This is a genomic window from Sanguibacter sp. TS_SC_8 (assembly GCF_055361235.1).
On the sequence record NZ_CM143955.1, the window covers coordinates 1455832 to 1468410 of the forward strand.

Here is a 12579-nt window from a genome sequence, read left to right on the forward strand (position 1 = left end):
ACCGCGACTGCGGTGACTGCGGTCGGTCAGCCTGAGCTCAGGACAGACGCCCCACGTGCGCCATCGCCTGGCGCAGCAGCACGCCCTGGCCGCCGTACATCTCCGCCTGGACGGATTCGCTGCACGCCTGCTCGGGGGTGAGCCACGCCAGGTCGAGGGAGTGCTGCTGGGGCTGGCAGTCGCCCGTGACCGGCACGACGTAGGCCATCGAGACTGCGTGCTGGCGACGGTCGAAGTAGGGGGTGATGCCCGGCGTCGGGAAGTACTCCGCGACGGTGAAGGGCTGCGGGGACGGCGGGATCTGGGGGAGTGCCACGGGGCCCAGGTCCTTCTCGATGTGCCGGAGCAGGGCGTCGCGCAGCCGTTCGTGGTACATCACCCGGCCGGAGACCAGGGCGCGGGTCATCACGCCCTCCCGGGAGACCCGCAGCAGCAGCCCGACGGCGACGACGTCGCCGGAGTCGTCCACGCGCACCGGGACGGCGTCGACGTAGACCAGCGGCAGGCTGCCACGGGCTGCGGCCATCTCCTGCTCGCTGAGCCACCCGGCAGGCTGGGAGTCCTTGGGATCGAATTCTGGGTGGGGGAAGTCAGCAGTGTCGGTCACTGTGCAGTTGTACCCCGAGCGCACGGGCGGCCGCCACCCGGTCGGCGCCCGGTGAGCACCCGGTCGCGACCTGGGCAGCACCGGTCAGCCCCGGTCTGGCCCGGGTCCGGCAGGGTCCGGCCCGGGGTGGCCCAGGTCCCGCCCGTGTCCCGCCCTCGTCAGTACCCAGTCAGGGCAGCGCCCGAGGGGTCCCGGGAATAGGCTGAGCCACGGATGTGTCGTACGTGGCACACCCGATCACTTCTTTGAGAGGAAGCGCATGCCCACCCAGGAACTCACGCAGGAGACCTTCGAGCAGACCATCAAGGACAACGACATCGTCCTTGTCGACTTCTGGGCCTCATGGTGCGGGCCGTGCCGGCAGTTCGCCCCCGTGTTCGAGGCCTCGTCCGAGACGAACCCGGACGTGGTGCACGGCAAGATCGACACCGAGGCGCAGCGTGAGCTGGCTGCCGCGGCGAACATCACGTCCATCCCGACGCTCATGGCGTTCCGTGAGGGCGTGCTCGTCTTCTCCCAGCCCGGTGCGCTGCCTGCGCCCGCGCTCGCCGAGGTCGTCTCCGCCGTCAAGGCGCTCGACATGGACGAGGTGCGCCAGCAGATCGCCGAGAAGGCCCCGGCAGCGGAGTAGTTGCTGCAGTGGAGTAGTCGCCGCAGCGGCGTAGGCGCCGCAGTGGAGTACTCGCCCCCGCGCCACGGCAGCCCGTCCGGCACCGGCCCCTGTCAGCAGCCCAGCCGTCCGCCCTCGTGGGGCGGACGGCTGGGCTGTCCCGCGTGGTGGCTCAGGTGTGGTTCGCGTGCGGCTCAGGTCCGGCTCAGGTGTGACGCAGGGGCGACGGAGGAGCGACTCAGGTGCGGGGGGACAGGACCGCGGTGATGTCGGCGATGTCGCGGTCCTTCTCCAGGCCCTTGCGCTCGAAGCTCGTCAGGACCCGTCCCTCGAAGCGGGGGGCGCGCAGGTCCGCGGTGAACCGTTCGTCGGCCCCGATGACCTCGCGCATCTGCCGGGCGTAGTCCGCCCAGTCCGTGGCGAGGCGCCACACCCCACCGGGGCGCAGGACGCGCGCCGTCAGGTCCATGAACGACGGCGTCACGATCCGACGCTTGGTGTGCTTGGACTTGTGCCAGGGGTCGGGGAAGAACAACCACAGCTCGTCCGCGCACGCCGCAGGAAGCATCGTGCTGAGCACCTCGACCGCGTTCGCCTGGACGATGCGGATGTTGGTCAGCTCCTGCTGGCGGATGCGCTGCAAGGTCTGGGCGACGCCCTGGGCGTACACCTCGACGGCGAGGAAGTTCGTGTCCGGGCGCTGCTCGGCCGCGTGGGCCAGCGCCTCGCCCTGGCCAGACCCGATCTCCACGACCAGGGGCGCCGAGCGCCCGAAGCTCTCCGCGGGGTCAAAGAGGAACTCCGGCTGCACGGACGTCTTGGAGACCACCCGTGGGGGTTCGATGACGAACCGTGGGGCGAGCTCGTCCCAGGTGCGCTGGTGACGGTCCTTGAGCCGGGTGCTGCGCTGGACGAAGGACACCATCGGGGCGCGGAACCGGGCGGGGGCGGTGGGCGCCGTGTCGGGCGTCGCGTCAGGCACGGCGTCGGGCACAGCGGAATCGCGGCCGGGGGAGTGATGCACGGTGAGGTCCTGTCACGAGGGATGAGCTGTGCGCGAGGGGGGACTCGAACCCCCACGTCCGAAGACACCAGGACCTAAACCTGGCGCGGCTGCCAATTACGCCACTCGCGCTCGGGTCAGAGTCTACGGTCTCTCAGGCTCCGTCGAGGCCGTCGATGCCCAGGTCTCGGCGCAGCTTGGCGACGTGTCCGGTGGCCCGCACGTTGTACTGGGCCACCTCGATGAGGCCGTCGGCATCGATGACGAAGGTCGAGCGGATGATGCCGGTGACGACCTTGCCGTAGAGCTTCTTCTCGCCGAACGCGCCGTACGCGGTCGCCACGGCCTTGTCCGGGTCGGAGGCGAGCGGGAACGTCAGGGCCTGCGCCTCGACGAAGCGGCTGATCGCGGGGATCGGGTCCGGGGAGATCCCGACGACCGCGTAGCCGGCGCTCTGCAACGAGGCGAGGCTGTCGCGGAAGTCGCACGCCTCCTTGGTGCAGCCCGGTGTGCTTGCCGCGGGGTAGAAGTAGACGATCGTGCGCTGGCCGCGCAGGTCGGCAAGCGAGACGGTCCCGCCGTCGGCCGTGGCGAGGGAGAAGTCGGGGGCGGGGGCGCCGGGGGACAGGCGGACGGACATCGTGCTCCTCGGGGAGGTCGGGACGGCGCGTGCCGATGCACGGGCCGCGTCGGGCGCCAGCGTACGCCGGGTAGCGGTCGCGGGTGGGCGCGGGGTGATTCCCAGGTGATTGAGAGGCGCTCCCCGCGCGAGGCCCAGCACCGGCCAGCATGCTGAGGTGTCGAGCCGCACCGGCTGATGGGTACTTCTCACCATTGCGGTTTGGCCGCGGACCGGGTTTCGTGGGACGACTGACGACGGTGGGGGTAGGACGACATGACGACGGTGCATGAGGGATGCTCGGACGGGCGGGGTGAACGGGCTGCCGGTGTGTTCCCGATCATGGCAGTCCGGCCGTGCCCAAGCGCCCGTCCGCGGACGGGCCCGGAGCGGGTGCGGCGCGAGATCGCCGACCCGAGACTGCGTGACCTGCCGGACGTGGACGGCCTGCTGGCCCGGATGCTCGACGAGCCGATCCCGCTGGCCCTCATCGCCGACCTCGCCAGCCCCTCGGGACCCGACTCGGCGGAGATCATGGCGTCTGAGCGTCTCGACGTGGGGTAGAGTTATCTCCGAAGTCGAGGAAAGAAACAGCGGGATCTCAACGATTTTCGTTGATATTCCATCGTTCTCGACGGACAGCAGGTCGGATTGGCACTGAGTGGCCAAAGCCTGTTAGTGTTTCCAATCGCGCGCCATTAGCTCAATTGGCAGAGCAGCTGACTCTTAATCAGCGGGTTCCTGGTTCGAGTCCAGGATGGCGCACATATCCAAGGCCCGGAACCTCACAGTTCCGGGCCTTGCTGCATTCCCCCGCGGCACTCGCCATCCCCGGCGCCCCACCCCGCGCGGTCTGGGTGGTGGCCCCTGTGACAAGCCCCACAGACCCACCCGCGGGCGGCGTCCACCAGATGGTGCGTGGGGGTGTGGCCGGCGAGGCCCACGCCCTGCAGATCCGAGTGTCAGTCCGCGATCTGCTGCCTGGTCGGTATCCTGTGAGGGTGCCGACGACTCGTGTAGCCCTAGCGACCTGTTCCGTCCTGCCTGATCTCGATCCTGACGACGCCCCGCTGCTCGGTGCGCTCGCCGATCGCGGCGTCGATGCGGTTGCCGCCGTCTGGGACGACCCCGAGGTGGACTGGTCCGCCTTCGACCTCGTCGTCGTGCGCTCCACCTGGGACTACTCCCAGCGCCGGGACGAGTACATCGCCTGGTCCCAGACCGTTCCCCACCTGGCCAACGACGCCGAGGTGCTGGCATGGAACATCGACAAGTACTACCTCAAGACGCTGGGCGAGATGGGCCTGCCCATCGTGCGGACCCTGTGGTTGGACCCGGATCGTCACCTCACGTCCCAGGCCATCCACACGCGCCTGCCCGCGCACGGCGACTACGTCATCAAGCCGACGGTGAGCGCCGGTGCGCGCGACACCGCCCGGTACCAGGAGAACACCGCGAAGGCCCGCGGCGAGGCGATCCTGCACGCCCGTGACCTGCTGCGCTCGGGTCGGCACGTCATGGTCCAGCCCTACCTCAACCAGATCGACGTCGTCGGTGAGACGGGCCTGATCTTCCTCAACGGGGAGTTCTCGCACGCTGTGCGCAAGAACGCGATGCTCTCCCGGGGTCACCGACCCACCCAGGGCCTCTACATGGAAGAGGTCATGCGCAGCGCAGACGCCACGGAGGCCGAGCTCGCTCTGGCCAAGCGTGCTCTCGAGGCTGCCCGCACGATCCTCGGCGACGTCGCTGGTGACCTGCTCTATGCCCGTGTCGACCTCGTCCCCGGCGACGACGGCGACCCGATCCTCCTTGAGCTCGAGCTCACAGAGCCGTCGCTGTTCCTGGGCAAGTCCGTGGGTGCGCTGGACCGCTTCGCTGACGCGATCGTGGCCCGCGCCGCTCACCAGTAGGTCACGGCGCACCTCCGCTCCCGCACGGCTCCCAGTACCCCACGCCGGTGGGGAGTTCGGACGATCATGAACCTCAGACCTGTGTCCCTGCTCCTCGCGATCGGCGCCGTCGTGGTGCTCGGCGGCTGTTCTGATGCGCTGGCCGGGAAGGTGACCTCGGACGTGGCGTCGGCGTCGGCGTCGCCCACTCCGTCGCCCAAGCCGTCACCGTCACCGAGCGAGTCGGAGGACGAGGACGAGGACGAGATCAGCATCAGCGACGCGGCGGCGCAGTACGTCACGCTCTCCGACGCGATCAACATCGCGATGGGGGAGGCCAACAAGACGGTGACGTACGACGAGGTGGTGGCCATCGCACCGTGGATGGCCGAGGCCCACCGGACCTTCGCCACAGGGTTGGCCGAGGCTCAGTGGCCAGCCGACGTGCAGGCGAGCATCGATCTGGTGGCCGCCGAGGCCGAGATCGACGCAGCCGCCTGGGATGCGACCGCGCTGGCGGCCACGGACGCGGACATCTATGACATCTGGCTCATGGTTCCCACGACGAACTCCTCGCCCGAGGTGCGAGAGCTCCTAGGGCTGCCTCCAGGGGTCATCCCTGAGGGGTGACCCGCGCGTGCCCGCGCAGGTCGATACATCATCAGCCCGCCAGACCACGACACCGGGCGACGACGTCTGCCAACGACGCCCGACGTCTGCCAACGACGCCCAGCACCCGACAACGGCGCCCAGCACCCGACAACGACGCCCCACCCCCGACAACGACAAAGGCGCCTCACGGAAATCCGTGAGGCGCCTTTCGCATGGGGTGAGTAACGGGACTTGAACCCGCGACCCCCTGGACCACAACCAGGTGCTCTACCAGCTGAGCTATACCCACCATGAACAGTTCCTGTACTGCGAACCGTGAAGAAGTCTACCTGGAGTTTTCCGGTACCGGGAACACCGTGGCGCCGGTACCGGTGTGACCTACGTCAAAGTCCTTTGGCGAAGCTCGCCGGCACGGACAACGTCCCCGACACGGAGGACGCGGCGATCGTGGCCGAGGTCGCCCGGGCCGTCTGGGTGTCGGGTCCGGGCTGGGGGACGAAGACCGCGGCGCGGTAGTACCGGAGCTCGTCGATGCTCTCCAGGACGTCCGCGAGAGCACGGTGCCCACCGTTCTTGGTGGGGGAGGCGAAGTAGACCCGCGGGTACCAGCGGCGGGCGAGCTCCTTGATCGAGGAGACGTCGATGATCCGGTAGTGCAGGTGCGCGGAGAGGTCCCGCATGTCCCGGTCGAGGAACATCTTGTCGGTGCCCACCGAGTTGCCGCCGAGCGGCGCCTTGCCCGGGTCGGGGACGAACCCGCGGATGTACTCGAGCACGCGAGCCTCGGCGTCGGCCAGGGTGGTGCCGTTCTCCAGCTCGGTGATCAGCCCGGACGTGGTGTGCATCGTCCGGACGAAGTCGTTCATCTGCTCGAGGGCCTCGGCCGGCGGCTTGATGATGATGTCGATGCCCTCGCCGAGCACGTTGAGCTCGGAGTCGGTGACGACCGCCGCGATCTCGACCAGGGCGTCGGCGCCCAGGTCGAGCCCGGTCATCTCGCAGTCGATCCAGACGATCCGGTCGTTGGTTGGTGTTGTGGCCACCCCGACAGCCTAACGGGGCACACGAGAATGCCTCGCCGGTGCCCGTCGTGAGGTGCGATGTCGTCGCTGTAGGGTCGACGGGTGCTTTCTCCGAACCCTCCCTCACGGTCCGTGACTCTCGCGCTCGCTGCGCTGCTGCCCGGCCTGGTCCTCGTGATCGTCGCGGTGGTGGGCTTCGCGGGCATCTTCGACGCGGTGCACGAGCAGGACGACCTGTCCCGGCTGGACACCCCCATCCTGGAGTGGTTGGCCGGGATCCGGTCCCCGGCGGCCACGACGACGCTGACCTGGGTGACCAACCTCTTCGGTCCGGTGGTCCTGCCGATCCTCGTGGGGGTCGGCTGCCTCGTCTGGGCACGGCTCTCGCGCAGCTGGCGGGACCCGCTGCTGCTCGTGGGGGCGATGGTGGCAGCCACCGCGATCTCCTCGCTGATCAAGCTGGTCGTCGCCCGGCCGCGCCCGCCGGAGGGCTTCATGACGGTCGCGGGGGTGGAGTCCTCGTTCTCCTTCCCGTCCGGGCACACGATCGGGGCGGCGACCCTCGTCCTGGTGAGCGGCTACCTCGTGTGGTCCCGACGGCGCTCACGCACGGTCGCGGTCGTGTGGACGACGGCGGCGCTGGCCGTCACCGTGCTGGTCGCCTTCAGTCGGCTGTACCTGGGCTACCACTTCGTCACGGACGTCCTCGCCGCGATCTGCCTCGCGGTGGGGGTGCTCGGCGCGGTGATGATGATCCACCGGTGGAGCGAGCTCTCGCGCACTCAGGTCGGGTAGGTCCCGCTACCGCACGACCTCCACGACGAGCGCGATCCCCATCCCACCGCCGATCGCCGCGGCCGCCACGCCGAGCGTGCCAGCCGGTCGGCCGTCGGCGACGAGTCGGGAGAACAGGCGGGTGAGGGCGACGGCGCCGCTGGCGCCCCACGGGTGGCCCAGGGCGAGCGCCCCGCCGTCCGGGCACACCCGGTCACCGTCCACGCCGAGCGGGTCCAGGCCGAGGGCGTCGGTCACGGCGAGCACCTGCGCGGCGAAGGCCTCGACGAGCTCCAGGACGGCGACGTCGGCGACGGAGCGCCCGGCCCGGGCGAGAGCCGCCTCGATCGCGGGTGCCGCGCCCCAGCCGGGCAGGGCCGGGTCAGAGCCGACGACGGCGCTCGCCACGATCCGCAGCCCCGGAGCCCGTCCGTGGTCACCGCCGCCCGAGCGCGCCCACACGTCGTCGGACACGAGAGCGACCGCGCACGCGCCGTCGCTGATCGGGCTTGCGGTCGCCGCGGTCACCGCTCCGGCAGGGGTGAACGCCGGTCGCAGCCGGGCCAGGAGGGCCGGGTCGAGCCGGCGGGGACGTTCGTCGTGGCGCAGACCGCCGACGAGGACGAGCTCCCGGTCGAAGCGGCCCGCGGCGCGGGCGTCCAGGGCCCGGGCGTGGGACCGGGCGGCGTAGGCGTCCTGGCGCTCGCGGCTGATCGACCGGGCGGCGGCGAGGGCGTCCGCGGCCGGTCCCATGTCGGGGTCGGGGAACCCGGGCGGGGCGAACGGCGCCCGGGTGAACGGCTGGGGGGCCGCGTTGTCACGGGAGGGTGCCGCGCCGGGGCGGTGCGCACGGTCGGGCGCTGTCGAGGCGCTCTCCACACCCCCGGCCAGCACGTACGTCGCGTCCCCGGCGGTGATGGCCTGGTGGCCGACGAGGATCGCGGCGAGTCCGCTGCCGCACTGGCGGTCCACGGTCAGCCCGGGCACCCCGGTGCCCAGACCGGCTGCGAGGGCGCTGACCCGGGCGAGGTTGCCGCCCGGCCCGGTGCAGCTGCCGAGCACCACGTCGTCGGGGGCCGGCCGGGTACTAGCCGGCCATGCACCACCCGGCCGGGCGCCCGCCGGGCCGAGCAGACCGGCCCGGCCTGCGTCGTCGTGCACGGCGCTCAGGACGGGGGCAGCGAGCTCGTGGGCGAGCAGGGTGCGCAGACCCCGACCGGCCGTGCCGATCGGGGTGCGCCGCGCCGCGACGACGACCGTCATCGCGCGGTCGGGTGCGCCACGCTCACAGCGCGGTGAGGATCCGGGGACCGGCCTCGGTGATCGCGACGGTGTGCTCCCAGTGCGCCGCGCGGGCCCCGCGCACCGTGCGCAGGGTCCAGCCGTCGTCGTCGTGCTTGTAGTCGCTGCGGCCGTCAGCGATGAACATCGGCTCGATCGCGATGACCATGCCGGCGGTGAGCTTGAGGCCCTTGCCGCGGCGCCCCTCGTTGGGGACGAAGGGGTCCATGTGCATCTCGGTACCGATGCCGTGGCCGCCGTGGTCCTCGAGGTTGCCGAAGCGGGCCTTGCGGGCGACCTTGGAGACGGCGTAGCCGATGTCGCCGATCGTGTTGCCGGCCTGCGCCGCGGCGATGCCGGCGTCGAGGGCGGCCTTGGTCACGTCGATGAGCTCCTGGTCGCCCGGGCGCGGGGTGCCCACGATGAAGCTGCGCGCGGAGTCGCCGCACCAGCCGTCCAGGACCGCGCCGAAGTCGAGGCTGACGAGGTCACCGTCGGAGATGACGTAGTCGGTCGGGATACCGTGCACGATCGCGTCGTTGACCGACGTGCAGACCGACCCGGGGAAGGGCACGGGGGACCAGTCGGGGTGGTAGTTGAGGAACGGCGACGTGGCGCCGGCGTCGGCGAGCACCTGGGCGCCCACGGCGTCGATCTCCTGCAGGCTCACCCCGATCTGGGCGGCCTGCTGCATGGCTTCGAGCGCACGGGCGACCACGCGGCCGGTCTCACGCATCTTCTCGATCTGGGCTGGAGTCTTCTTCTCGATCACACCGTGAGCCTAGTGCCGCCGGGCGACCGATGGTGTTCGTGCTTGTCGACGCCGAGGTCAGCCGATGCGCGCGACGCGCGCCAGCCACTCGGTGACGAGGGCGCGCAAGAGGTCGGGTTGCTCGTGGGGCAGTGCGTGGCCTGCGTCGTCGACGATCGCGAGCGAGGCGTGCGGGTAGTCGTCCACAAGCGCGGCTGCGGCCGTGTACCCGACCGTCGAGTCCAGCCTTCCCGCTACGATCAGCGTCGGACCTGCATAGACCTGCTCGGGGTCGCGGGCGAGCTCCCACCGCTCGCCGATTCGTGCGAGTGCGGCGTGGTCGACGAGCGCGGCCGCCGGGAGCACATAGCGTTCATACCGCTCCAGCATCTCCGGGGTCTGGACCACGAAGTAGCGTCGGAAGTCGTCATCGCCGAGATCGCCCGGTCCGGCCACGACGCGGTGCTCCGGGACGTCGCGGGGGCCCGGCAGCAGCGGACACACCAGCGCCAGACCAGCGACCAGCGCAGGTGCTCTCGCGGCCATCGCCTGCGCGAAGTAGGCGCCGGCCGAGTGACCGATCACGAGGCATGCAGCGCCGTCGGTGACCTCCCGGGTGAAGTCGAGCATCGTGCGGAGGACGTCCTCCGCACTGCGGTGCCTCGCGGACGCCACCGTCCGACCCATCCCGGGAAGGTCGGGATAGATCCGCCGGAGCCCGCCGACGGCGCCGAGGATCGGCTCGAAGCAGGCCTCGGTCTCGCGGTGGTCGACGCCGGCGCCGTGCAGCACGAGCACCGGTCGCCCTGATCCGTGCTCCACATAGCCGACGGCCGTCTCGCGGGGGCTGATGCGCGGGCCTTCAGTCTGCGAGTAAAGTGTTGACGTCCGGCAGACCGTCAAACCGTGAGAACGTGCCTTCGCGGGCGATCTCCGCAGCGGCCCTGAGGAACCCGTCCCACGCGGTGCGGGCGAGTGTGCCGCCCACGCTGATCCGCCGGACCCCCAGCTGTGCCGCTTCCGCGACTGTCGTGAACGGAGCGTTGATCAGCAGGTTGACCGGCTTCGGCGACACCGCCGACACGATCGCCGAGATGTGTTCGAGCTTGTCGATCCGAGGTGCGTAGAGACAGTCAGCGCCGGCCTCGGCGTAGGCGCTGAGCCGGCGAATCGTCTCGTCGATGTCAGGGCGCCCCACGACGAAACCTTCGGACCGTGCCGTGAGCAGGATGCCCGTGCCGCTCTCGTCGATCGCTCGTCGCGCGGCAGCGATGCGTCTCACGGCCAGGTCGAACGGGAACAGAGGATCGGAGGTCACCCCCGAAGCGTCCTCGATCGAGAGCCCGGCGATGCCCGTGTCCGCGGCCATCGTCACGTTCGCGGCGACGCCGGCAGGCTCGACCGCGTAGCCGCCTTGGAAGTCAGCATTGACCGGCACCTGGACGGCGCCGACGATGCGACGCAGGTGGGCGAGCGTGTCGTCGCGGGCGATGTGGGCGTCGGCTCGGCCCAGCGTCCAGGCCAGCCCAGCACTCGTGGTGGCCAACGCCGGGAACCCCAGCTGTTCCAGGGCCCGCGCGCTGCCGACGTCCCACGGGTTGGGCATGACGAAGCACCCTGACATGTGCAGCCGAGCGAACTCGGCGGTGGTGTCCTTGCGACTGTCCATGCCACACCTCGCCACACCTCGTTCGGGCCGGAACTCGACTCTAGCCCGGGTCCGGGGCGGGTGCCCCGCGGCATGACCCCTCGCCAGCCGGGTGCCCGTTCACGGGCAGGCCGAGGGTCTGGCTAGCGCACCACCCGATACGCCGGGTTCTGTTCGGCCAGCTCCGCCTGCACGACGGCGCGTGCGACCTTCCCGGTGGACGTGACCGGGAGCGCGTCGGCGGTGAACCAGCGCCGGGGGCGCTGGGCGGGACTCAGCTGGTCCCGGCAGGTGCGCTCCAGGGTCGCCAGGTCCAGGGGCGCCCCATCCTCGTCCTCATGGTCCGGGACCACGACGGCCGTGACGACCTCGCCCAGCCGTACGTGCGGGGTCCCCACCACCACGACGTCGCGCACCCCCGGGACTGTGCGCAGAACAGCTTCGACGTCCTCGGGCACGACCGTCGCGGCGCCGACTGTGATCGCGCCAGTGCCCCGGCCGCGAAGAAGGAGGCGAGGGGGAGACCGGGGGTGGTCGGTGTCGCTTGTGGTCAGCTCGGCGAGGTCGCCGACGCTGGCCCAACCGTCGGCGGTGCGCAGCGGGCCAGGGGCCCCGGCGAGGTAGCCGTGGGCGATCCAGGGCGACCGGACCCACACCTCGCCCAGGCCCACCACAGGGTTGCGGATCTCGATCTCGACGCCGGGGAAGGGGCGCAGGCCGTCGCCGTCCGGGTCGATCGCCACGAAGGACAGCTCCGTCGCGCCGTAGTACGCGATGACGGAGAGGCCGTGACGGGTTGCGCGGTCGCGGGTGGCGTCAGGGAGGGCAGCGCCGCCGACGACGGCCACCCGGAGCCGGGACGGCGGGGGAGCCGGGGAGTCGATGCTGCCGCTGGCCTCGCTGGCCTCGCTGGCCTCGAGGGCATCCAGGGCGTCCAGCACGACGGTCAGTGCGGCCGGGACCAGGTGCACGACGTCGCACGTGCCCAGGTGGGGGATCGCGGCGGGGAGGCTCGGGGCGAGGCGGATCGTCGCGCCCACCGCGAGTGCGTGCGCGGCGCCGAAGCAGAACAGCGACGTGGACAGCGGACCGGGGACCAGGACCGTGTCGGCGTCGGTGATCGTGGTGAGCTCGGACGTGGCAGCGAAGGACGCGGTCCACGACCCGCGGGTGCGCACCACGGCACGCGGCCGGCCGGTGCTGCCCGATGTGAACCCGGCCCAGGCGAGGTCGTCGTCCCTGACGGGGATCGGTTCGGCGACCGGTTCGGCGACCGGTTCGGCGGTCTGCTCGGTTGCAGAGCCGGAGACTGAGCCGCTGGTGACCGGCGGTGACGTCGCCAACGTCGTCAGGTGGTGGTCGGGCACGGTCGCCGCAAGGATCTCGGTGCGCTGGGCGGGAGTCCAGGTGTCGTCGCACAGGAGAGCCACGGCTCCGGTGAGGTCGACGGCGAGCATCGCGACGAGCGTGTCGATGGCGTGCCGCGCGCCGTCGAGCGTGCCGCGCGGCACCTTGGTGGCCGGCACCGTTGTGGCCGGGGCCGGGGCCGGGGCCGTGCAGGGTGGAGCCGCGGCGCCCCGGGACAGGTCGATCGCGACCACCTGACCAGGGAGCACGCCGTCGCGCACGAGCGCGGCGGCGCCACCCAGCGCGCGAGCGGCGAGGTCCGCGTAGGTGAGGGGAGGTGCGTCACCGGCCCGGACAGCCACCCGGTCGGGCGCGGTGGCGGCGTGGGCGAGGACCTGCCGGGCGACCGGCAC

At 71.2% G+C, this 12579-nt stretch carries 14 protein-coding genes and 3 tRNA genes; 6 read left to right on the plus strand and 11 right to left on the minus strand.

What is annotated here, in order from left to right; genetic code table 11:
• Window positions 1-37: 37 nt before the first annotated feature.
• Entirely contained in the window at window positions 38-607 is a 570-nt protein-coding gene (locus ACWA15_RS06540) for an NUDIX hydrolase family protein (RefSeq protein WP_464058695.1), read from the minus strand.
• A 259-nt stretch (window positions 608-866) separates the two neighbouring features.
• Here ACWA15_RS06540 and trxA point away from each other — a divergent pair, with 259 nt between their 5' ends.
• Window positions 867-1238 (plus strand): thioredoxin, encoded by a 372-nt coding sequence (gene trxA, locus ACWA15_RS06545; RefSeq protein WP_464058696.1) that lies wholly within the window; start codon window positions 867-869, stop codon window positions 1236-1238.
• A 217-nt stretch (window positions 1239-1455) separates the two neighbouring features.
• On the opposite strand, the gene trmB is transcribed toward trxA, so the two are convergent.
• The 3 genes from trmB to bcp all read right to left on the minus strand — a co-directional run bounded on the left by trmB (window position 1456) and on the right by bcp (window position 2860).
• Window positions 1456-2241 carry a tRNA (guanosine(46)-N7)-methyltransferase TrmB gene (gene trmB, locus ACWA15_RS06550; RefSeq protein ID WP_464058697.1) on the minus strand — a complete coding sequence of 262 codons (786 nt, stop codon included), beginning with the start codon at window positions 2239-2241 and terminating at the stop codon, window positions 1456-1458.
• A 29-nt stretch (window positions 2242-2270) separates the two neighbouring features.
• Window positions 2271-2352 (minus strand) — tRNA-Leu (locus ACWA15_RS06555).
• Between the two features lie 22 nt (window positions 2353-2374).
• A complete protein-coding gene (gene bcp, locus ACWA15_RS06560; protein ID WP_464058698.1) occupies window positions 2375-2860 on the minus strand; it encodes a thioredoxin-dependent thiol peroxidase in 486 nt (161 codons plus the stop codon).
• A gap of 372 nt (window positions 2861-3232) precedes the next feature.
• Between bcp and ACWA15_RS06565 the strand changes: the two genes are divergently transcribed.
• The 4 genes from ACWA15_RS06565 (at window position 3233) to ACWA15_RS06580 (ending at window position 5361) form a co-directional block, all read left to right on the plus strand.
• Entirely contained in the window at window positions 3233-3403 is a 171-nt protein-coding gene (locus tag ACWA15_RS06565) for a hypothetical protein (RefSeq protein ID WP_464058699.1), read from the plus strand.
• Between the two features lie 128 nt (window positions 3404-3531).
• Window positions 3532-3604, plus strand: a tRNA-Lys gene (locus ACWA15_RS06570).
• Between the two features lie 236 nt (window positions 3605-3840).
• On the plus strand, window positions 3841-4752 hold the full coding sequence (locus tag ACWA15_RS06575) for an ATP-grasp domain-containing protein (protein ID WP_464058700.1): 912 nt from the start codon (window positions 3841-3843) through the stop codon (window positions 4750-4752).
• A 66-nt stretch (window positions 4753-4818) separates the two neighbouring features.
• A complete protein-coding gene (locus tag ACWA15_RS06580; protein WP_464058702.1) occupies window positions 4819-5361 on the plus strand; it encodes a hypothetical protein in 543 nt (180 codons plus the stop codon).
• A 195-nt stretch (window positions 5362-5556) separates the two neighbouring features.
• On the opposite strand, the gene ACWA15_RS06585 is transcribed toward ACWA15_RS06580, so the two are convergent.
• Both ACWA15_RS06585 and orn read right to left on the minus strand, forming a co-directional pair.
• Window positions 5557-5632: transfer RNA gene (locus ACWA15_RS06585), tRNA-His, on the minus strand.
• 94 nt (window positions 5633-5726) lie between these two features.
• Window positions 5727-6386: an oligoribonuclease gene (gene orn / locus ACWA15_RS06590; protein WP_464058703.1), complete on the minus strand. Its 660-nt coding sequence runs from the start codon at window positions 6384-6386 to the stop codon at window positions 5727-5729.
• A 111-nt stretch (window positions 6387-6497) separates the two neighbouring features.
• Between orn and ACWA15_RS06595 the strand changes: the two genes are divergently transcribed.
• Window positions 6498-7160, plus strand: coding sequence for a phosphatase PAP2 family protein (locus tag ACWA15_RS06595; protein ID WP_464058705.1), 663 nt, complete (start codon window positions 6498-6500; stop codon window positions 7158-7160).
• A gap of 6 nt (window positions 7161-7166) precedes the next feature.
• Here the strand turns inward: ACWA15_RS06595 and ACWA15_RS06600 are convergent, their stop codons facing one another.
• From ACWA15_RS06600 to ACWA15_RS06620, 5 genes are all read right to left on the minus strand, one after another.
• Window positions 7167-8402: a thiolase family protein gene (locus tag ACWA15_RS06600; protein ID WP_464058706.1), complete on the minus strand. Its 1236-nt coding sequence runs from the start codon at window positions 8400-8402 to the stop codon at window positions 7167-7169.
• Window positions 8403-8424: 22 nt separating this feature from the next.
• Window positions 8425-9192: a type I methionyl aminopeptidase gene (gene map / locus ACWA15_RS06605; RefSeq protein ID WP_464058708.1), complete on the minus strand. Its 768-nt coding sequence runs from the start codon at window positions 9190-9192 to the stop codon at window positions 8425-8427.
• Between the two features lie 57 nt (window positions 9193-9249).
• Complete coding sequence (locus ACWA15_RS06610; protein ID WP_464058709.1) at window positions 9250-9993, minus strand: alpha/beta fold hydrolase; 744 nt, start codon at window positions 9991-9993, stop codon at window positions 9250-9252.
• Window positions 9994-10033: 40 nt separating this feature from the next.
• On the minus strand, window positions 10034-10840 hold the full coding sequence (locus tag ACWA15_RS06615) for an isocitrate lyase/PEP mutase family protein (RefSeq protein WP_464058711.1): 807 nt from the start codon (window positions 10838-10840) through the stop codon (window positions 10034-10036).
• 122 nt (window positions 10841-10962) lie between these two features.
• On the minus strand, window positions 10963-12579 hold the full coding sequence (locus ACWA15_RS06620; protein ID WP_464058713.1) for an AMP-binding protein: 1617 nt from the start codon (window positions 12577-12579) through the stop codon (window positions 10963-10965).